Below are 20,404 nucleotides of genomic sequence, written 5' to 3'. Positions count from 1 at the left end.
CGCCCTTTGCTCAGCCCATGACCGAACATATCGAAAAGCCCCGGAACGGCCCCGTTAGCGAAGTGATCGAAACCGTCCGCACGGTCGGGATCGGCCTGCTGGCCGCCGTCGCCATCCAGACCAGCCTGTTCCAGCCCTTCACCATCCCCTCGTCGTCGATGGAGCCGGGACTGGTGATCGGCGACTATGTGGTGGTGTCGAAATTCGCCTACGGCTGGAGCCGGGCCTCCCTGCCTTTCAACCCGCCCCTGCCGGAAGGGCGTCTGTTCGGCAAACAGGCCGAGCGCGGCGACGTGGTCGTCTTCCGCCGCCCCAGCGAGCCGGATCAGACCTGGGTCAAGCGGGTCATCGGCCTGCCCGGCGACCGGGTTCAGGTCATGGGCGGCGTGGTCTTCATCAACGGCAAGGCCGTCCCGCGCACCCCGCTGAACATCACCCAGGACCATGACCAGCCGGAGCGCACCGTGTTGCAGGTCCGCGAGACCCTGCCCAACGGTCGCCAGCTGGTCACCTACGACGGCGGATCGGGCCGCGACGGCGACGACACCGAGGTGTTCGTGGTGCCCGAGGATCAGTATTTCATGATGGGCGACAACCGCGACAACTCGCTGGACAGCCGCTGGCCCGCCGACGTCGGCGTGGGCCTGCTGCCCGCCACCAACATCGTCGGCAAGGCCGAGATCATCGTCGCCTCATGGAAGCCCGGCGCCGGCTTGTTCAAGCCCTGGACCTGGTTCAACCTGCGCGGCGGGCGGTTCTTCAAGTCCGTCGATTAGCGCCGGAATTCGTCGTAGCTGATCACGCCGTCGCCGTTGCGGTCCAACCGTTCGAAGGTCGCGCGCGAGCCGTGCGGGGTCTGCGTCTGGGCCAGTGACGGGGCGGCGACCGCACCCAGCGCCAGACCCGCCGCCAGCGCCGCGAAGGCGTGCCACAGCCGGGTGCGCCCGCGCCCGGCCTGTCCGCCGCCGATCTCGCGCTCCATGAAGCTCCGCACCGCCTCGCTGACGGTCTGGCCATTGCGGCGGCAATGATCGGCGAAGGCGGTCTTGGCGCCATAGGGCACCCGAACCTCGATCGTTTCGCTCTTCTTGGGCGGCTTCATCGGTCCATCCTCGTCCAGAGCCCAGAGAGCCCTGCGTCGCGGACCAGAATGTGGCGTCCGCGGCGTCCCGTCTAGACCAGATGCAGGTCACGGAAACGGGCGATCAGATCGTCCAGGTCCCGGTGCATGTGGGTCAGGCCGATGGCCGCCGCGCCCCGGGCCAGATCGCCGTCTTCGCCCCCCAGCTTCAGGGCCGCGTCCGGGTCACCAAGAAACTCCGTCGCCTGGCCTCTGGACAGGGTCTCCAGCCGCCGCACGGCCTCATGCGTCGCCTCGCCCCACGGCCCCAGCCGGTCCAGCGCGCCCTCGGCCTGAAAGCCGCGCCCCAGGATCACGATGTCGCTTCGGACCCGCCAGAAGGTTCGCACCAGGGCCGCGCGATCCGCCGTCTCCTTCTGCGCGCCGGGCAGGTCGATGACCGCGCCCGCCGCCTGCCCCAGCGCATCCAGCCGCTTCTTCATGTCCGCATGTCGGCGGGACAGCTCCGCCCCGTCCGCCGCCGCGCCCTTCATCACCAGCGCCAGCAGCTCCGCCGCCTTCCCCGCGGCCTCGAGCGCCTGCAGCTTGAAGGTCTGGCGGGCATGGCGGGGGAACAGCAGCAGGATGGCGATCACGCCAACGCCGCTGCCGACCAGGATCTCCATCACCCGGTCCAGCGCCAGTTGCGCCGGCCCTTCCGGCCCCGCGCTGCCCGCGATGATGATGGCGGCGGTCACCGGCGCCACCTTCAACCAGGGCCGCCCGGGGCTGAAGAAGGCCAGTCCCGCGACCGATGCCGCCAGCCCGGCCATCATCCAGTTGACGCCCTCGGGCCGAACAAAGGCCACCAGTCCGCCCACGACCGCGCCCGCCAGCGTTCCAAGGGCCCGGTCCCGCGCCACTGTGAGCACGCTGCCCCCGACGCTGGTCTGGATGACCACGATGGCCGAGATCACGCTCCAGTAGGCGTGCGGTAGCTTCAGCGCCGTGGCCAGATAGAAGGCGGCGACCGCGCCGATGGCGATCTGCAGGGCCGCACGCACCTCGGCTGCCCGGCGGGGGCTCAGGGCGCGCGCCATCTCAGCGCTCCATCCAGCGGGCCAGCGCCCCGCTGACCAGTTCCGGCGCCTCGATGGGCGTCAGGTGGCCGCAGCTGGGCGCGATGACCAGCTCCGCGTCCGGGAGCAGGGCCGCCATCTCGCGATGCCCCTCGGGCGGGGTGATCTGGTCGACCGCGCCGCACAACACCAGCGCCGGACGGGCGAAGCCGCGCAGCGCCGCCTCTCCGTCCTCGCGCATCAGCCCGCTCTGGCGGATGAAGACCTCCGCCCCCAGCCGCTGGGTCATGGCCTTCACCCGCTCGGCCATGACCGGATCGGCGGCATGGTCCGCCGCCAGATAGGTCTTCAGCAGCCGGTCGCCGATGCCCAGAAACTTGCCCGAGGCCGTGGCCAGCCGGGTCAGGTGCGCCCGCTCCGCCGCCCGCTCGGGCGTATCCGGCCGGAAGGCGGTGTCCAGCAGGGCCAGCCGCTCGATCCGCTCGGGATGCCGCATCAGCATGGCCTGGGCCACATAGCCACCCAGCGAAAAGCCCGCGACGGCCAGCGGTCCGTCCGCCAGCGCGAACACCGTCCCGACCAGCGCGTCCATGGTCTCGCCCCGGGTGATGTCGGCCACCCACACGTCGAACCGGTCCGACAGGGCCGCGACCTGATCCCGCCACAGGTCCGCGTCGTTCAACAGCCCCGGGATCAGGATCAGGGACGCGCGCGACACCGTCTCAGCGGCCCGCCCTGGCCGCGATGACCCGCAGCACGGCGTCCGCCGCAAGGCTGGACGGGTCCGGCGCGTTTCGGCCCATCAGGTCCAGCGCCGCCGTCTGACGCTCGGCCTGCGCACGGCGCGCTTCCGGATCGGCCAGCAGACGGCCCACCTCGGCGGCGACCTTCTCGGGCGTCGCGTCCTTCTGGATCAGCTCGCGCGTGATCTCTTCGTCGGCGGCGTGATTGAACAGGGTCGCGTACTTGCCCGTGAAGAAGGGCTTCATGATCGCGTAGCTGAGCGGCTGGAAGCGATAGCCGATGACCATGGGCGCGCCCGCCAGCGCCAGTTCGGTCGAGACCGTGCCGCTGGTCGCCAGCGCCACCGTCGCGGCCTTCATCGCATCGTATTTCTCGGCCTCCGAGACCAGATGCACCCGGAACGGCCAGGCGGCGATGCGGCCGGCGACGTCGTCCGCCACCGTGCCCGCCGCGACCACGGCGACTTCCAGCCCCGGATCCGCCCGCTTCAACAGACCGACCGCGCCCTCATAGACGGGCGTCATCAGCCTGATCTCGGACGGACGGCTGCCCGGCAGGACCAACAGCAGGTTCGCATCCGGCGCGATGCCCCGGCGCGCCCGAAAGGCGGCGGGATCGGCCTTGCTCATGTCCACATGCAGGGCCTGCGAGCCGACCACGGTCGTCTCCAGCCCCTCCCGCTCGAACCACGGCGCGTCAAAGGCGTAGAGGGCCAGCAGGTGATCGACCGACTGCGCCAGCGTCTTCGCCCGCCCCGGACGCGAGGCCCAGACCTGCGGCCCGACGTATTTGATCAGCGGCACGCCCGGCAGCGCCTCTTTCAGGGCCTTGGCCACCCGGATGGTGAAGCCCCAGCTGTCGATCAGGACCACGGCGTCAGGCTTCTCGGCCACCGCATGGGCGACCGTGTCGGCCACCCGCTGCTTGACCAGCCCATAGGCCTTCAGCCCCTCCAGCCAGCCCAGGATCGACAGGTCGGCGATATCGAACGGGCTAGCCACGCCTTCGGCCGCCATCTTGGGCCCGCCGACGCCGGCGAAGCTGACGTCCGCGCCCAACCGCTGCTTCAACGCCTGCGCCAGACCGGCGCCCAGCGCATCGCCCGAGGCTTCGGCGGCGATCAGCATGACTTTCAACGGACGGCTCACTCGTCTTCGCCCCAGACATAGAGGCCCAACCGGTCGGCGGCCTCGATCAGGGCGGCGCGATCGATCACGATCAGCTTGCCCGTCACCCCGCCCACGCCCGCCAGACCGGCGGCGGCGGCCATCTCAATGGTGTGAGCGCCCATCACCGGCATGTCGACCCGCAGGTCCTGGATCGGTTTGGGCGCCTTGCCTAGCGCGCCCTTGCGGGCCGCCGGAGAGCCGCGCAGATCACCGGGCAGGCTGGCGACGCGCATCAGCATGGCGTCGGTGCCTTCCTGCGCCTCCACGGCCAGTACGAGGCCGTCGCAGACGACCGCGCCCTGCCCGATGTCCAGTTCGCCGGACTTCTCGGCCACGTACAGCGCCTTGCGCAGGTCGGCCAACTGCTCGTCGGTCGGCTGGACCTTGCCCAGCGCGCCGGACGGCAGGGTCTCGCCGCCGAGAATGTCGTCGGCCCCCTCGACCGCGTAGCCGTCAGTCTCGAACACCGATAGTATCTGGCGCAGCAGGGCGTCGTCGCCCTTGGTCGCCGCCGCGATGATGCCCGGCAGGACCATCGCGCCCTTGAAGTCGGGCTTCAGGTTCTTGAAGTCGGGCCGGCTGACCGTCCCCGCCAGACAGACCGCCTTGCAGCCCGCCTTCTTCATCGCCGACAGGATCTTGCCGATCTCGGCCATCCCCGCCTCGATGCCCGGATAATGGGCCAAGTGCGGATCGGCGAAGCCCGCCAGCCGGATCACGAACACCGGACGGCCCTCGGCCTCGCAACGCGCGGCCACGGAGACGGGCAGAGCCCCTCCCCCCGCGATAAGCGCCAGCTTGCCGCTCATCGCTCCGGCAGCGCCACCGGACGCCGGGTGTCCTCGCGGATGAAGGCGATGATCTCGAGGATTTCTGGCAGGTCGGCGTAGGTCGCCCCGGCGGCGTCCAGCCGTTCCGAGAACAGGCCCTCGCCCTCGAAGATGTCGCGATAGGCGGCCAGCAGGCGGCGGATGGCGTCCTTGCCATAGCCCTTCCGCTTCAGCCCGATCAGGTTCAGCCCGTGCAGCCGCACGTGATTGCCCCAGGCCGAGCCGTAGGGAATGACGTCGCGCGTCACCGCCGACAGGCCGCCGACGATGGCGCCCTGCCCGATCCGGCCGAACTGGTGCACCGCCGCCAGTCCGCCCAGGAAGACCTTGTTCCCCACCCGGGCGTGACCGCCCAGGGTGGCGTTGTTGGCGAAGGTGACGTTGTCGCCGACGATGCAGTCGTGGCCGATGTGGGCGCCGGTCATGAACAGGCCGTTCGAACCGATGGTGGTCAGCTTGCGATCGCCCGGCGTGCCCCGATTGAAGGTCGAGTGCTCGCGGATGGTGTTGTTCTCGCCGATCTCCAGCGCCACCGGCTCGCCCTTGTAGCCGCCGTGCTGCGGATCGCCGCCCATGACGCAGAAGGGATGGATCGTGGTGCCCGCGCCCACCGTCGTGTCCTGCTGGATCACCACATGGCTGGCGACGCGCACGCCCTCGGCCAGGACGACGTTCGGCCCGATGATGCTCCACGGGCCGACCTCGACACCGTCCGTTAGCCGGGCGCTGGCGTCGACCTGGGCTGTCGGGTGGATGGCCATCAGGTCGCCGGCTGCTCGACGGTCACGACCATGGCCATGAACTCGGCTTCGGCGGCCAGCTTGCCGTCGATGAAGGTCTCTCCCCGGAACTTGTAGGCGTCGCCGCGCGCGCGGGTCACCTTGACCTCCATGCGCAGTTGATCGCCCGGACGCGCGGGCTTGCGGAAGCGCACGCCGTCGATCGACATGAACATGATGACCTTGTCGGCCACGGCCACGTCCATCGTCTTGGACATCAGCAGGGCGCCGGTCTGGGCCATGGCCTCGACGATCAGCACGCCCGGCATGACCGGATCGATCGGGAAGTGGCCCGGGAAGAAGGGCTCATTGTGCGTGACGTTCTTGATGCCCGTGATCGAGGTCGCGGGCACGAAGTCCTCGGCCTTGTCCACCAGCAGGAACGGGTAGCGGTGGGGCAGCCGCCGCATCACTTCGGCGTAGTCAATCTTGACGGTGTCTTCGGCCATCAGCCTACTCCCTGTCGTCTTTCTTCTTCGCGGCCTGTTTGGACACCCAGACGGTCTCGCGCAAGAATTGACGAATGGGTTTCGCGGGATAACCCGACCATGTCTCGCCGGGCGGGATGTCCGCCAGCAGGCCCGCGCCCCCCGCGACGCGTGCGCCATCGCCTATGGTCAGGTGGTCGCCCACCCCCGCCTTGCCGCCGAACATGACGCCGTCGCCGACCTTCACCGAGCCGGAAATGCCCGTGTGGGCGGCGATCAGGCAGTTTCGACCGATGACGCAGTTGTGGGCGATCATGACCAGATTATCGATCTTGGTGTTCTCGCCGATGACCGTATCGTCATAGGCGCCGCGGTCGATGCAGGTGTTGGCGCCCACGGTGACGCCGTCCTGAATGATGACCCGGCCCAGCTGGGGCACGTCCACCGCCCCCGTCCGCGATCCGGCCGCGCCGAAGCCCGGCTCGCCGATGCAGACGCCCGCGTACACCTTCACCCGGTCGCCGATCAGGGCGAAACCGATGGTGACGTTGGAGCCGATCAGGCAGTCGCGGCCGATCTGCACGCCCGGTCCGATGACCGTATTGGCGCCGACGCGGGTGCCCCGCCCGATGCGCGCGCCCTCGCCCAGCACCACGCCGGGAGCCAGAACGACCGTCTCGTCCTCGATCACCGTCGCCGGATCGGCGGCCACGTCGAGCATATGCGGACGATGCAGCAGCAGGGACGCCGCGGCCCAGCTGGCCTGGGGCGTCGCGGAGACCAGCACGGCGGCCGAGGCCGGCGCCATGTCCACCGCGGCGGCGGGCACGATCACGCAGCCGGCGCCCGTGGTCTTCAGTTGTTCAGCGAATTTGCGGTCGCCGAGGAAGGCGACGTCAGTCGAGGCGGCGGTCCCCAAAGGCGCAACGGCGGAGACCTTTCGGTCCCCGCCGCGCGAGACTTCAGCCCCGATCCGTTCGGCAAGCCCGGCGACATCCAGTGTCGGCAGGCTTTCGAAAAAGCGCGGATCAGGCATTTCGACGTAGCTTACTGCTGGGCTTGAGCCGGCACAGCGCTGCGCGTGAATTGCGGCAGCGACGGCAGAGCCTGGTTCAGGCGCTGAACGGCGGCTTCCGTCAGATCCATCTGCGGGTTGATGGCCAGCACATTGCCGCCGTCCAGCAGGATGCTGCAGCCCTTTTCCTGATACAGGGCGGCGATGATCGGACGGGCGGCCGTCACGATGGCCTGGGTTTGCAGACGCTCGGTGTAGCGCAGCTCGTTGGTGCGGGTTTCTTCCAGCTGCTGAGCTTCCTGCAGACGCTGCTGCCAGGCGCGGGCGCGCGATCCATCCGGGTCAGCGGCCTGGCCGCCTTGTTGCAGGGCGGTGGCTTCGCTTTCCAGCGAGGTGGCGTACGGGGCCAGCTCGCCGCGGACTTCCTCGCCCAGGCGCTGCAGGCCGGTGGCGAGCGAACGACCGGCGGTGCTGGTGGCGATCAGGGCCTGCGGGTTGTAGGCGCAGACACCGGTCACGACCGGGCCGTGGGTCAGCGGCGGAGTCTGGGTCTGGGCCGAGGCGGCGCCGGCGACGAGAGTGGCGACAGCGAAGGCGCCGAGAGCGATCAGTTTCATGGTCAGGCCTTTGGAGCGGGACAGCATCCCGCGGTTTAGAACTGGGTAGAGGTCGAGAAGCGGAAGGTTTCGGTCTTGTCGTACTCTTCCTTGCCGAGGATGTGGCTCAGGTCGAAGCGGATCGGCCCCATCGGCGAACGCCAGTGGATGCTAACGCCCGCCGAGGCGCGGAGCTTGAGCTCGTCAACGATGTTCGGATCCGGCTGACCGGCGTTCGTGCCGCTGCGGATCACGGTGTAGCGGTCATCCAGCATCCCCAGGGTGCCGACGTCCGTGAAGAGCGAGGTCCGGATGCCGTACTCTTCCGGCAGATAGTTCGGGACCGTCAGCTCCAGGGTGCCGACGACATAGAAGTTGCCGCCCAGGGCGTCGGTCGTGTTCAGATCGCGCGGACCGATACCGGCGGTCTCAAAGCCGCGGAAGCTGTTGCCGCCCTTGAAGAAGCGGTCGTTGATCCGGATCGGATCGCCGCCCCAGCCCGAAACATAGCCGGTCGAGGCGGTCGCGCTGACCACCCACTGGGGCGAGATGCCCCAATAGGCCGACACGTCCGCTTCGGTCTTGACGTAGTTCACGTCGCCGCCGATGCCCGCGAAGTCCTGGCGCAGGCTGCCGGTCCAGCCGCGGGTCGGGCGGACCGGATCGTTCCGGCGATCCACCAGCAGGGTGTAGCCCGCCGAGGAGTTGATGAACGAGCCGACCTGGTCGCACAGGGCAGTCGAACCGGTGCCGCTGGTGCCGCAGTAGTTCGACGGCACGATGATCTCGTCCGACTTCAGGAAGTAGCGGGTGCTCAGCAGGGTGTAGCCGTTGAGCGGATACGACAGGCGCACGCCTCCGCCGGTCGAGCGATAGTCGTAGGATGAGTACTCGCTGAGGTCATAGCGCGAGTGGAAGGCGTCGAAGCCCGCCCGCAGGTCACGCCCCAGGAAGCGCGGCTCGGTGAAGCGGAAATCGATCTGCTGGCGCAGCGAGCCCCATTCCAGACGGGCGACCACGTTCTGGCCGCGACCGCGGAAGTTCCGCTCAGTGATGCCCAGGTTCAGCACGAAGGAGTCGACCGAGCTGAAGCCGGCGCCGACCGACAGTTCGCCGGTGGGCTGTTCCTGCACGGTCACATTGACGATCGAGCGGTCCGGAGCCGAGCCGCGCGCTTCCTCGACGGTCACGTCCTTGAAGAAGCCCAGCGCGCGCATGTTGTTGCGCGACCGCTCCAGCAGGGTGCGGTTGAAGGCGTCGCCCTCGCTCAGCATCATCTCGCGACGGATGACGTTGTCCAGGGTGCGGGTGTTGCCGACCACGTTGATCCGGTCGACGTAAACGCGCTGGCCTTCCTTGATGTTGAAGGTCACGTCGATGGTGTCGGTGTCCGGATTGGCCCGGTACTCGGGCTCGATCTCGACGAAGGCGTAGCCCGCCGAGCCGGCGGCGAACGTCAGGGCGTCGACGGCCGTCTCGATCCGGTCGCTCTCGTAGAGGTCGCCTTCCTGGATCGGCAGCAGCAGCTTCAGGAAGTCCGGGTTCAGGCGGGCGTTCTCGGTGACGATGTTGATCGCGCCGAAATTATAGCGGTCGCCCTCGTCCACCGTCAGGGTGACGCCGAAGCTCGACTCGTCCGGAGCCAGCTCGCTGACCGCCGACAGAACGCGGAAGTCGTAGTAGCCGCGGTTGGTGTAGAATTTCCGTAGCTGTTCGCGGTCGTAGTCCAGACGGTTCGGATCGTAGTTGTCGTTGGTCGAGAACAGGCGCCACCACTGGCTCTGCTTGGTGACCATGACCTCGCGCAGATCGCTGTCCGAGAAGGCGCTGTTGCCCAGGAAGGTGATCGCGCGAACCCCCGTCTCCGGGCCTTCGTTGATTTCGAACACCACATCGACGCGGTTCTGTTCCAGCTGGACGATCTTCGGCGTCACGGTCGCGCCGATGCGGCCCGACAGGCGGTACAGTTCGACGATCTTGCCGACGTCTTCCTGGATGCGGGCGCGGGTGTAGATGCCGCGCGGCTTCAGGGTGACTTCCTCGGTCAGCTTCTCCTCGCCGATCGCGCGGTTACCCTCGAACACCACCTGGTTGATGATCGGGTTTTCGACGATCTCGACGATCAGGTCGCCGTTCGGCTGCACGCCCAGCTGGACGTCAGCGAACAGCTGGGTGCGGGTCAGGGTGCGGACCGCGACGTCCAGCACGGCGGCGTCGACGACGTCGCCCGGCTGGATCGGCAGATAGGACAGGACCGTCGTCTGATCGATACGCTGGTTGCCGCGCACCAGGATGCGGGCGATCTGGACACGATCCGCAGGGGCGGCGGCCGGAGCGGCCTGCGCGCCTTCGGGGGCGGTCTGGATCGGCGCCCCGGGCTGCACGGCGGGCGCCGGCGGGGCGCTCTGGGCCAGGGCCGGACCGGCCAGACCGGCGGCGACGGCCAGCACCAGCAGGCTGGGGCTCGCGGCGCGGGCGAAACGAAGGGCGGACGCGTCTTTTCGGATCATACGGGAAACCATCGGGGGCTGGCGTCGGCTCATCAGGCGAGCCCGCCGAGGAATTTGAACAAACTCAGCTTCTGGAGATCGTTCCAGGTTGCGAACAACATCAATCCCGCCAGCAAAGCAAGACCGACCCTGTAACCGACCTCCTGAACCCTTGCGGGAACTGGCCTGCGCGCCACAGCCTCATAGCCGTAGAACATCAGGTGCCCGCCATCGAGGACGGGAATCGGCAACAGATTAACAATACCCATTCCGATCGAAATTATGGCTGCAAATTGCAGACCGGTCAGCAGCAGGTTCAGCGCCAGGATCGCCGGGGGCGCCTCATAGGACACCGCCTGCTTGGTGACCCCGCCCGCCGCCTTGGCGATGCCCAGCGGGCCGTTCAGCATGTCGCCGGACTCCTTGCCGACGAAGATGCGTCCCAGATAGCGGAAGGTGGTGGTGACGGTCGAAACCATCGTGTCCGCCCCCTTGCCCACCGCCTCGAACGGATTCAGGCGACGATAGCTGTAGTCCGAGCGCTGCATCGCCCCCAGTTGCATACCCGTCCGCGCCACCCAGGCCCGGCCCGAGATCGGATTGTCTTCCAGCACGCGCACCGGGGTCGCCACCAGTTCCAAGGTGCGATCGCCGCGCTCGACGGTGAAGGTCAGGCGGTCGTTCGCCGACAGGATGATCGTCTCGGTGACGTCGGTGGCCTCGGTCATCGGACGACCGTTGATCGCGGTGATCAGATCCCGCGGCTGGAAGCCCGCGGCCGCGGCCGGCGTGCCCTGGTCGACCCGGACCACCCGCGGCGCCACGCGCTGCTCGCCGATCACGCTGAACAGGATGGTCAGCAGCACCAGCGCCAGGGCGAAGTTAGCGAACGGCCCCGCCGCCACGATCAGGGCGCGCTGCCAGACCGGCTTGAAATGGAAATAGTCGCGCTCGCCGCCCGGGCCATGCTCGGCGATCACCCGCGACTTCAGCTCGGCCAGCCCCTCGGCGTCCGGCACGCTGGAGGCGTCCAGATCACCCGAGAATTTCACGTAACCGCCCAGCGGCAGCCAGGCGATGCGCCATTCGACGCCGCGCTTGTCCGTCCGACTGACGATGGTCTTGCCGAAGCCGATGGAGAACCGGTCGATCTTTACGCCGAAGGCGCGCGCGACAAGGAAATGGCCCAGTTCGTGGATGGTGACGATGAACGTCAACACCAGCAGGAACGGCACGATGTAGATCAGCGCTTGGCCGAGAAAGCCCGTCATGCCGAAAAGGAATCCTCTGCCGTTCAGGCCGCTGCGGCGAGACCTCGAACGATCGATTCCGCCACCCGTCGCGCCTCCGCATCCACAGCCAGGGCCGCGTCGCAAGCGTTGTGGGACCCGGAATCCACCCCCGAAGCCGTCATGCGCGACAAGGTGTCGGCGACGACTGCGGCAATATTGAGAAAGCCCAGTCGACGGTCAAGGAAAGCCAGCGCGGCCACCTCATTGGCGGCGTTGAAAATAATCGGCGCCGCGCCCCCGGCCTGCAGCGACCGGCGGGCCAACCCCAGCAGCGGGAAGCGCGCCTCGTCCGGCGCCTCGAAGGTCAGACGGCCCAGCGCAGCCAGATCCAGCCGCGGCGCCGGCCAGGGCAGCCGGTCCGGCCAGCCCAGCGCGCAGGCGATGGGCGTCTTCATGTCCGGCGGCCCCATCTGGGCCAGGGTGGAGCCGTCCACGTACTCGACAGTGCTGTGAATGATCGATTCCGGGTGCACCACCACGTCGATCCGCTCGGCGGGCATGTCGAACAGATAGGCCGCCTCGATCATCTCGAGGCCCTTGTTGGCCATGCTGGCGCTATCGACCGAAATCTTGGCGCCCATGCTCCAGTTCGGGTGGGCCACGGCCTGCTCGGGCGTGATCGAGCCCATCTCGGCGGCCGCGCGCGTCCGGAACGGCCCGCCCGACGCCGTCAACGTCAGCTTCGACACCTGCTCGGGGGCGCCATGAGGGAAGACCTGGAAGATGGCCGAATGCTCGGAATCGACCGGAATCAGCCGCCCGCCCGACACCTTCACCCGCTGGATCAGGGCCGGACCGCAGCAGACCAGGCTTTCCTTGTTCGCCAGCGCCAGCGTCGCGCCGGTCCCGGCGGCGGCCCAGGCCGACTTCAGTCCCGCCGCCCCGACGATGGAGGCCATGACCCAATCGGCGGGCCGCGAGGCCGCCTCGGTGATCGCCGCCTCGCCCGCCGCGGCCTCGACGCCGCTGCCGGACAGGGCGTCGCGCAGTTCGTCCAGACGGGCCGGATCGGCGGTCACCGCCACCTTCGGCTTCCAGCGACGGGCCTGCTCGGCCAGTCGCGCGATATTGGCGCCGCCGGTCAGGGCTTCGACCTCAAAGGCCCCCGCCCCGCCCGCCTCGGCCTGTTCCATCAGGTCCAGGGTGGAGCAGCCGACCGAGCCCGTGGAGCCCAGCACGGTGATGCGACGACGGATCACGCCCCGCCCCCGCCGGTCATCAGAATGATCAGGCGTCCGCAGGCCACGACCACCACGGCGAACATCAGGCCGTCGACCCGGTCCAGCAGCCCGCCGTGACCGGGGATCAGATTGCCCGCGTCCTTGACGCCGTAGCGACGTTTCAGCGCCGATTCCCACAGATCGCCCGCCATGGTGGCGATAGCTGCCGCGAGACCCAGAACCCCGCCCCACAGGCCGATGCCCATATCCAGATAGACGCCCATCAGGGCGCCGGCGACCGTGCCCGCCGCCAGACCGCCGATGAAGCCGGACCAGGTCTTGTTGGGCGAGAAGCGCGGCCACAGCTTGGGGCCGCCGATGGTCGATCCGGCCAGATAGGCCATGATGTCCGAGGCCCATGCGATGGCGAAGGCGAAGACCGTCCAGTACAGCCCCATGTGCGGACCGGTGTCGCTGTCGGCGGCGCGCAGCCAGATCAGCAGGACGGCGGGCCAGCCGAGGTAGAGCACGCCATAGGCGGCATCCAGCGCCTCCTGCCCCCGGCTGCGGGCGAACAGGCCCGCGGCGGCGGCGCAGAAGACCAGCATGACCAGCGCCAGCGACAACTGACCGACGTGGGCCGAGATCACCGCCGCGACCAGGCCCAGACCAACGGCCCCGGCCATCAGGCGCCAGGCCTTGGGCGCGCTCATCATCGCCCATTCGATCGCCAGCAGGGCGCAGGCGGTCAGCATCAGGCCCAGGAACCACAGCCCGCCCGCCCAGATGGCCAGGACGGCGGCGGGCGCCAGCACGACGGCCGAGGCGGCCCTCAGGCCGATATCGCGCGCCGCGACGGCCATCAGCCGGCCACGCGGGCGGCGGGACGGCCGCCAAAGCGACGGTCGCGGTTGCGGAACTGCTCGACCACATCGGCCAGGGCGGCCTCGCCGTAGTCGGGCCAGAGAATGTCCTGATAGACCAGCTCTGCGTAGGCGGCTTCCCACAGCAGGAAGTTCGACAGCCGGTATTCGCCCGAGGTGCGGACGATCACGTCCACCGGAGGTCCGCCCGCGGTCGACAGGCCCGCGCCCAGCGCGGCCTCGTCCAGCGGCTCGACCGCCTCACCCGCCTTCACCCGGTCCACATATCGCTGGGCCGCATCGACGATGTCGGCCCGGCCGCCGTAGTTGAAGGCGACCTGCAGGATGAATTTGTCGTTGTGGGCCGTGGTCGCCTCGGCCTTGTCGACGATCTTGGCGATGTCGTCCGGCAGGCCCTTGCGACGTCCCAGGATGCGCAGCCGCACCCCCTCCTTCTCCAGCCGCTTCAGATCGCTGCCGACATAGGTCCGGACCAGCCCCATCAGGTCCGACACCTCTTCCGCCGGGCGCTGCCAGTTCTCGGTCGAGAACCCGAAGACGGTCAGGCACTTGATGCCCAGCTTCGGCGCGGCCTGGATGGTCCGCTTCAGCGCCTGAACCCCTTCCCGGTGCCCGATGGCGCGCGGCAGGCCGCGCGCCTCGGCCCAGCGGCCGTTGCCGTCCATGATCAACGCGACATGGCGCGGCCCCAGAGAGGCAAGACCCGGGGGCTGGTCAGAGAGGGGTTCGGCGCTCATGCGTCGGCTATCCTATGGCAGATCGGGCCGTCAGACCTGCATGATTTCGACTTCCTTGACCTTCAAGGCCTCGTCGATGCGCTTGATGGCCGCATCCGTGTCCTTCTGGACGTCGGCTTCCATCTTCTTCTGCTCGTCCTGGCTGATGTCCGAAGCCTTCTCGGCCTTCTTCAGGTCGTCGTTGGCGTCGCGACGCACGTTGCGGACGGCGATCTTCTGCTGCTCGGCGTATTTGCCGGCCAGCTTCACATATTCCTTGCGGCGCTCTTCGGTCAGCGGCGGGATCGGGATGCGCAGGGTCTGGCCGTCCACGATCGGGTTCAGGCCCAGACCGGCGGCGCGGATGGCCTTCTCGACCGAGACCACCATGCCCTTGTCCCAGACGCTGACCGAGATCATGCGGGGCTCCGGCACGCTGATGGCGGCGACGGCGGTGATCGGCGAGGTCGAGCCGTAGGCCTCGACCCGAACCGGGTCCAGCAGGCCCGCGTTGGCGCGGCCGGTGCGCAGGCCGGCGAATTCTTCCTTCAGGGCGTCGACCGCCTTGTCCATGCGGTCGCGGTAGGTCTTGAGATCGGGCTTGGCCATGATCGTTTCTCTCGGCTTCTTATAGGGTTGTCAGGCGGCCTTGCCGTCAGCGCTGATGACGGTGAAATGGCCCTTCCCGGTCAGGGCGTTCCGGAACGAACCGTCCTCCCGGATCGAGAAGACCACGATCGGAATGCCCGAGTCACGCATCAGGGCCACAGCCGAGGCGTCCATGACCTTCAGGTCACGGGCCAGAACGTCGTGGTAGGTCAGGGTGTCGTAGCGGGTGGCGTTCGGGTCCTTCTTGGGGTCGGCGGTATAGACGCCGTCCACGCTGGTGCCCTTCAGCAGGGCGTCGCAGCCCATTTCGGCGGCCCGCAGGGCGGCGCCCGAGTCGGTCGTGAAGAACGGCGCGCCCACGCCCGCGGCGAAGATGACCACGCGGCCCTTCTCGAGGTGACGAAGGGCGCGGCGACGCACATAGGGCTCGGCCACGGCGTTCATCACCAGGGCGCTCTGCACCCGGGTCTGGACGCCGATCTTCTCCAGCGCCGCCTGCATGGCCAGGGCGTTCATCACGGTCGCCAGCATGCCCATGTAGTCGGCCGAGGCGCGATCCATGTCGCCCGCCGCCTTCGACAGGCCGCGGAAGATGTTGCCGCCGCCGATGACCAGGCAGATCTCGACACCCTCGCGGGCCACCTCGGCGATGGCCCCGGCCACGTCGGCCACGGTCTTCATGTCGATGCCGTAGCCCTGATCGCCCATCAGCACCTCGCCCGAGACCTTGAGCAGGACGCGCTTGTAGCGGAACTCGGACGGGACGTCGGGCATGGGGGCAGACCTTGGGCGGGGGAATCGGCTCCTTATAGGAACCTCGCCGCCCGCTTCAAAGCCCCGGACGATCTCTGACGGTGGATCGCGCCAGATAACCTCCCCGCCCCTACCCCCGTCCCTCAGATGCGCAGGATGATCGTCTCGACGATCGGGCGACGATCCCAGACCGACTGGCTGGCCTTCTTGAGGGCGCGGGCCACGGCCTGTTCGACCACCAGCTCGTCCTCCAGCGCCTCGCCCTTCAGGCCGCGCACCACCTGCTCGACCCGCTCGGCCATGGTGTCGAGGATGTCGCCCAGCGGCGTGTCCTCATCACCCGGCAGGCCCAGGCCGCGCACATCAATGTCGCTGACGATCTTGCCGCGCTTGTCGAGCGCGAAGCTGACGATCAGCACCCCGTTGGTCGAGGCGTGACGGCGCTCGCGCAGGGCCTCGCCCGCCTCCTCGACCAGCATGCCGCCGTCGACGAACAGGCGGCCCGAGGGCACTTCGTCGATAATCCCCGCCGGACCGGGAGCCAGGCGGATCATGTCGCCGTTGCGGGGCGTGACCGTCTCCGGCACTTGCATATCCTTGGCCAGCAGGGCGTGCTCGGCCAGGTGGCGGCGCATGCCGTGGGTCGGCACCGCGATCTGCGGCCGCGCCCACTGGTACATCTGGCGCAGTTCATCCCGGCACGGGTGACCCGACACGTGGATGCCCCGGTATTCCTTCTCGGTGTAGATGCGCACCCCGCGCTCAGACAGGGTGTCCTGCAGCCGTCCGATGGCCAGTTCGTTGCCCGGGATCACCCGCGACGAGAAGATGCAGTGGTCGCCCTTGCCCAGCTTGATGAACGGGTGGGTCCCCTCGGCGACGCGCGACAGGGCCGCGCGGCTTTCGCCCTGGCTGCCGGTGCAGAGGTACAGGATGCCCTCCGCCGGCCAGTGGCGCGCCTGCTCTTCCGACAGGAAGGGCTGGATGTCCGACAGCATGCCGACCGACTTGGCCGCCGCCGTGATCCGGTGCATCGACCGGCCCGCCAGCGCCACGCGGCGCCCGGCGGCCTCGGCAGCGCGGATCACGCTGTCCATCCGGGCCACGTTCGACGCGAAGCAGCCCACGGCCACCCGACCCTTCAGGCCCGAGATCAGCTCGGCCAGCGCGACCTTCACATCGCCTTCCGAGCCCGCCACGCCTTCCTGGAAGACGTTGGTCGAGTCGCAGACCATGGCCAGAACGCCCTCGTCGCCGAGACGTTTGATGGTGTCGACGTCGGTCCGCTCGCCCACGACCGGATCGTTGTCGATCTTCCAGTCGCCGGTGTGCAGGACGGTGCCCAGTGGGGTCTTGATGGCCAGGCCGTTCGGCTCGGCGATCGAGTGGGTGATGGTCACCATCTCGACGTTGAATGGGCCCAGGTCGATCTGGCCGCCCAGCGGCACTTCGTGCAGGGTCACCCGATCCAGCAGGCCCGCGTCGCGCAGCTTCTCGCGGATCAGGAAAGCGGTGAACGGCGTGGCGTACAGCGGCGCCTTGATGCGCGGCCACAGCCAGCCCAGGGCGCCGATATGGTCCTCGTGCGCGTGGGTCAGCACGATGCCGAGTATGTCCTCGCCCTCGAGGTAGGTCGGGTCGGGCACGATCACGTCGACGCCCGGGGTGGAGTTGTCGCCGAAGGTCACGCCGACATCGACGACGATCCACTGGCGGTTCTCGGCGGGCCCGAAGCCGTAGGCGTTCAGGTTCATGCCGATCTCGTTAGAGCCGCCCAGCGGCAGGAAGACGAGTTCGTTCTCTTTGGATTTGGTTTTGGTCATTGGCCCGTGATGTGGGTGTTCCGCCGCCAGATTTCGAGCAGGCCGCGGATGGTCAGGTCCGGATCGAACCGGTCGATGCTGTCGGTCGCGCCTTCGAACAGGGACACCACGCCCCCGGTTCCGATGACGGTCATGGGCTTGCCCCACTCAGCCTTGATCCGGGCCACCAGGCCCTCGATCAGGGCGATATAGCCCCAGAACACGCCAGACTGCATGTTCGAGACCGTGTCCTTGCCGATCACCTTGTCCGGCTTCTGGATGGCGATGCGCGGCAGCATGGCCGCCGCTTCGTGCAGGGCCTGCAGGCTCAGGTTCACGCCCGGCGCGATGATTCCGCCCTCGAAGGCGCCGTCGGCGGCGATCACGTCGAAGGTGGTGGCCGTGCCGCTGTCGATGACGATCAGGTCGCCGGGATACATCAGGTGCGCCCCGATGGCGTTGACCAGCCGGTCCGCCCCCGCCTCGCTCGGCTTCAGGATGCGCGCCGTCATGCCCAGCTCGGCATTGTCGCCGATCACCAGCGGCTCGGCCGACAGATAGCGGCGCGACAGGTTGCGCAGGTTGAAGATCGACTGTGGCACCACGGACGAGATGATGCACCCCGTCAGGTCCGCCAGCGTCAGCCCGCGCGTGGTCAGCAGTTGGGCCAGCCAGACGGCGTACTCGTCCGCCGTCCGCTGCGAATCGGTGGACGCGCGCCACTGGGCGATCCACTCGCTCCCGTCATGGACCGCGAACAGCGTGTTGGTGTTGCCCTGCTCGATCGCCAGCAGCATCAGTGGGTCCCCCCGAAGAATACGTCGCCCGCCGACACCAGCCGCAGCGAACCATCCGCCAGCCTCAGACGCAACGCCCCGTCCGGCGCGACGCCCTCCGCCCGGCCCTCGAGGGTCTCATGCCCCAGCCGGGCGATGGCGGGACCGTCCAGCCCCGGCGTGCGCGCGGCCCAGGCGTCGAGGATCGGCTGGAAGCCCAGCGTCTCCCAACGGTCCAGCCACACGCCGAAGGTCCCGGCCAGCTCCTCCGCCGCCCGCTCCACCGGCGGCGGGGCGATATGGTCAGCGGACAGGTGATGGGACAGGGCCGTCGCCGGACGCTCGGTCCCCCCCGGCGCCTCGGCCAGATTGACCCCGATCCCCACGGCCAGCCACAGCCCGCCATCGGCATGGGCGCCGGACTCCACCAGGATGCCGCACGTCTTCACCCCCGCCAGCATCACGTCATTGGGCCATTTGATCGTCACCACGGACGGGGGCGCATAGCGGTCCAGCAGGTCCGCCACGGCCAGGGCCGCGATGAAGGTCACCTGCGCCGCCTCGGCGGGCGGCTTGCGGGTGGTGGTCAGCAGGGTGCTGAACAGGTTGCCGCTGTTGTCCTGCCACGCCCTGCCCCGCCGACCGCGCCCGGCGGTCTGGCGGTGGGCGGCGATCCACAGGGGTCCGGTCTCGCCCGCCTCGGCCCGGCGACGGGCCTCGGCGTTGGTGGAGTCGATCTGGTCGAGCAGCAGGACCGGCGCGGTCGCCAAGGCCTCAGCCGACCCCGAAGCCCACGGCGGCGCGTTCGGCCGCCGGAACCAGCCAGATCAGGGCCATGATGACCAGCGGGAAGCTGAAGGCGGCGGCGCCCAGGGCGATGGTCTTGGCTTCCACCGGCGCGGCGTCGGTCGGCGCGGTCCCTTCCGGGGCCGGGTCGAACCACATCACCTTGATGATGCGCAGGTAGTAGAAGCCCGCCACGACCGAGGCCACCAGACCGGCGGCGCCGGCCATCCAGTAGCCCGCGTCGGCGGCGGCGCCGAAGACGTAGTACTTGGCCCAGAAGCCAGACAGCGGCGGCATGCCCAGCACCGAAAGCGACAGGATGGTCAGCGCGACGGTGGTCAGCGGACGCTCCTTACGCAGGCCGGCCAGATCGCTGATCTTGCGGATCGGACGGCCGTTGCGGCCCAGCGACAGCAACAGGCCGAAGAAGCCGAACTGGTCGATGATGTACAGGGTCATGAAGATCAGCATCGCCTGGATGCCGAAGGTCGTGCCCGCCGCGATGCCCAGCAGGGCGTAGCCGATGTTGGCGATCGACGAATAGGCCAGCAGGCGCTGGATGTCCTTCTGCACCAGACCGCCGAACGCGCCCACGGCGAACGAGATCAGCGAGATCAGGATCAGCACCTGCGCCCACTGGTGGTGTGAGTTGGCGAAGGCCCCTTCGAGAGTGCGGGCGATCAGCACCATGGCGGCCATCTTCGGGGCCGAGGCGAACAGGGCCACGACCGGGGTCGGCGCGCCTTCGTAGACGTCCGGCGTCCACATGTGGAACGGCGCGGCCGAGACCTTGAAGGCCAGACCCGAAATCAGGAACACCAGGCCGAAGATCAGGCCGGTCGACGGGTTGGCGGCGGCGTAGGCGGCGATGTCCTCGAAGCGCATCGAGCCGGTGAAGCCGTAGATCAGGCTGGCGCCGTACAGCAGCAGGCCCGACGACAGGGCGCCCAGCACGAAATACTTCAGGCCCGCTTCCGACGCCTTCAGGTCGTCGCGGTGATAGGCGGCCAGCACATACAGGGCCAGCGAGTGCAGCTCGATGCCGACGTAGAGCGAGATCAGGTCGCCCGACGAGGCCATCATGCCCATGCCCGCCGAAGCCAGCACGATCAGGATCGGAAACTCGAACTTGGCGATCTTCTGGCGGTGCATCCAGCCGTTGCCGAGCACGATGGCGGCGGCGCTGGACAGGAAGATCACGGCCTTGCCGTAGACGGCCAGCGGATCAGCCACATAGGCGCCGCTGAAGGCCCGCCCCAGCGGCCCGGTGACGGTCACGGCGGTGGCGGCGATCAGCAGGGCCACCGAAAGCCAGGACACCAGGCCGGTGGCGCGTTCGCCCGAGAAGGCGCCGATCATCAGCAGCACAAGGCCGCCGACCGCGAGCGTGATCTCGGGGGCCGAGATTTGAAGGGCGGAAATCAGATCAGGCATCAT

General features: G+C 68.6%; 21 protein-coding genes. 1 reads left to right on the top strand and 20 read right to left on the bottom strand.

The features are described from left to right. Positions 1 to 17 precede the first annotated feature (17 nt). On the top strand, positions 18 to 776 hold the full coding sequence (gene lepB, locus ACTIEF_RS15165) for a signal peptidase I (protein WP_439472977.1): 759 nt from the start codon (positions 18 to 20) through the stop codon (positions 774 to 776). Here the strand turns inward: lepB and ACTIEF_RS15160 are convergent. The 20 genes from ACTIEF_RS15160 to nuoN all read right to left on the bottom strand — a co-directional run bounded on the left by ACTIEF_RS15160 (position 773) and on the right by nuoN (position 20,401). After that, positions 773 to 1,102, bottom strand: coding sequence for an EF-hand domain-containing protein (locus tag ACTIEF_RS15160; RefSeq protein WP_439472976.1), 330 nt, complete (start codon positions 1,100 to 1,102; stop codon positions 773 to 775). The genes lepB and ACTIEF_RS15160 overlap by 4 nt on opposite strands. Before the next feature lie 71 nt (positions 1,103 to 1,173). Further along, a complete protein-coding gene (locus tag ACTIEF_RS15155) occupies positions 1,174 to 2,160 on the bottom strand; it encodes an FUSC family protein (RefSeq protein ID WP_439472975.1) in 987 nt (328 codons plus the stop codon). Between the two features lies 1 nt (position 2,161). Continuing rightward, positions 2,162 to 2,857, bottom strand: coding sequence for an alpha/beta fold hydrolase (locus tag ACTIEF_RS15150; RefSeq protein ID WP_439472974.1), 696 nt, complete (start codon positions 2,855 to 2,857; stop codon positions 2,162 to 2,164). A 4-nt stretch (positions 2,858 to 2,861) separates the two neighbouring features. Then, positions 2,862 to 4,031, bottom strand: a complete 1,170-nt coding sequence (gene lpxB / locus ACTIEF_RS15145) for a lipid-A-disaccharide synthase (protein WP_439472973.1) — start codon at positions 4,029 to 4,031, stop codon at positions 2,862 to 2,864. Then, positions 4,028 to 4,861 (bottom strand): UDP-2,3-diacylglucosamine diphosphatase, encoded by an 834-nt coding sequence (gene lpxI, locus ACTIEF_RS15140; protein ID WP_439472972.1) that lies wholly within the window; start codon positions 4,859 to 4,861, stop codon positions 4,028 to 4,030. The genes lpxB and lpxI overlap by 4 nt, the downstream gene beginning before the upstream one ends. Then, positions 4,858 to 5,643, bottom strand: a complete 786-nt coding sequence (gene lpxA, locus ACTIEF_RS15135) for an acyl-ACP--UDP-N-acetylglucosamine O-acyltransferase (protein WP_439472971.1) — start codon at positions 5,641 to 5,643, stop codon at positions 4,858 to 4,860. The genes lpxI and lpxA overlap by 4 nt, the downstream gene beginning before the upstream one ends. Beyond that, complete coding sequence (gene fabZ, locus ACTIEF_RS15130) at positions 5,643 to 6,110, bottom strand: 3-hydroxyacyl-ACP dehydratase FabZ (RefSeq protein ID WP_439472970.1); 468 nt, start codon at positions 6,108 to 6,110, stop codon at positions 5,643 to 5,645. Before fabZ ends, lpxA begins: the two co-directional genes overlap by 1 nt. Before the next feature lie 4 nt (positions 6,111 to 6,114). Further along, complete coding sequence (lpxD, locus tag ACTIEF_RS15125) at positions 6,115 to 7,125, bottom strand: UDP-3-O-(3-hydroxymyristoyl)glucosamine N-acyltransferase (protein WP_439472969.1); 1,011 nt, start codon at positions 7,123 to 7,125, stop codon at positions 6,115 to 6,117. Between the two features lie 11 nt (positions 7,126 to 7,136). Next, positions 7,137 to 7,721, bottom strand: a complete 585-nt coding sequence (locus tag ACTIEF_RS15120) for an OmpH family outer membrane protein (RefSeq protein WP_439472968.1) — start codon at positions 7,719 to 7,721, stop codon at positions 7,137 to 7,139. A 35-nt stretch (positions 7,722 to 7,756) separates the two neighbouring features. Continuing rightward, positions 7,757 to 10,210, bottom strand: a complete 2,454-nt coding sequence (bamA, locus tag ACTIEF_RS15115) for an outer membrane protein assembly factor BamA (protein WP_439472967.1) — start codon at positions 10,208 to 10,210, stop codon at positions 7,757 to 7,759. Positions 10,211 to 10,242: 32 nt separating this feature from the next. Continuing rightward, positions 10,243 to 11,460 carry a M50 family metallopeptidase gene (locus tag ACTIEF_RS15110; RefSeq protein ID WP_439472966.1) on the bottom strand — a complete coding sequence of 406 codons (1,218 nt, stop codon included), beginning with the start codon at positions 11,458 to 11,460 and terminating at the stop codon, positions 10,243 to 10,245. A 23-nt stretch (positions 11,461 to 11,483) separates the two neighbouring features. Beyond that, a complete protein-coding gene (dxr, locus tag ACTIEF_RS15105) occupies positions 11,484 to 12,680 on the bottom strand; it encodes a 1-deoxy-D-xylulose-5-phosphate reductoisomerase (protein WP_439472965.1) in 1,197 nt (398 codons plus the stop codon). Next, positions 12,677 to 13,504, bottom strand: coding sequence for a phosphatidate cytidylyltransferase (locus ACTIEF_RS15100; RefSeq protein WP_439472964.1), 828 nt, complete (start codon positions 13,502 to 13,504; stop codon positions 12,677 to 12,679). Before ACTIEF_RS15100 ends, dxr begins: the two co-directional genes overlap by 4 nt. Beyond that, a complete protein-coding gene (uppS, locus tag ACTIEF_RS15095) occupies positions 13,504 to 14,262 on the bottom strand; it encodes a polyprenyl diphosphate synthase (RefSeq protein WP_439472963.1) in 759 nt (252 codons plus the stop codon). Before uppS ends, ACTIEF_RS15100 begins: the two co-directional genes overlap by 1 nt. A 30-nt stretch (positions 14,263 to 14,292) precedes the next feature. Continuing rightward, complete coding sequence (frr, locus tag ACTIEF_RS15090; protein WP_439472962.1) at positions 14,293 to 14,850, bottom strand: ribosome recycling factor; 558 nt, start codon at positions 14,848 to 14,850, stop codon at positions 14,293 to 14,295. Positions 14,851 to 14,880: 30 nt separating this feature from the next. Beyond that, complete coding sequence (pyrH, locus tag ACTIEF_RS15085) at positions 14,881 to 15,624, bottom strand: UMP kinase (protein WP_439472961.1); 744 nt, start codon at positions 15,622 to 15,624, stop codon at positions 14,881 to 14,883. Positions 15,625 to 15,746: 122 nt separating this feature from the next. Continuing rightward, complete coding sequence (locus ACTIEF_RS15080; RefSeq protein ID WP_439472960.1) at positions 15,747 to 17,426, bottom strand: ribonuclease J; 1,680 nt, start codon at positions 17,424 to 17,426, stop codon at positions 15,747 to 15,749. Then, entirely contained in the window at positions 17,423 to 18,205 is a 783-nt protein-coding gene (locus ACTIEF_RS15075) for a type III pantothenate kinase (protein ID WP_439473121.1), read from the bottom strand. The genes ACTIEF_RS15080 and ACTIEF_RS15075 overlap by 4 nt, the downstream gene beginning before the upstream one ends. Beyond that, positions 18,202 to 18,951: a biotin--[acetyl-CoA-carboxylase] ligase gene (locus ACTIEF_RS15070; RefSeq protein ID WP_439472959.1), complete on the bottom strand. Its 750-nt coding sequence runs from the start codon at positions 18,949 to 18,951 to the stop codon at positions 18,202 to 18,204. The genes ACTIEF_RS15075 and ACTIEF_RS15070 overlap by 4 nt, the downstream gene beginning before the upstream one ends. 4 nt (positions 18,952 to 18,955) lie before the next feature. Next, positions 18,956 to 20,401 (bottom strand): NADH-quinone oxidoreductase subunit NuoN, encoded by a 1,446-nt coding sequence (gene nuoN, locus ACTIEF_RS15065; RefSeq protein ID WP_439472958.1) that lies wholly within the window; start codon positions 20,399 to 20,401, stop codon positions 18,956 to 18,958. Between the last annotated feature and the right edge of the window lie 3 nt (positions 20,402 to 20,404).

The sequence above is a fragment of the Brevundimonas sp. genome (assembly GCF_051858995.1).
Taxonomy (GTDB): domain Bacteria; phylum Pseudomonadota; class Alphaproteobacteria; order Caulobacterales; family Caulobacteraceae; genus Brevundimonas.
Note: the sequence above shows the minus strand (reverse complement) of the source record. Positions and strands in the feature narration are given on the sequence as shown.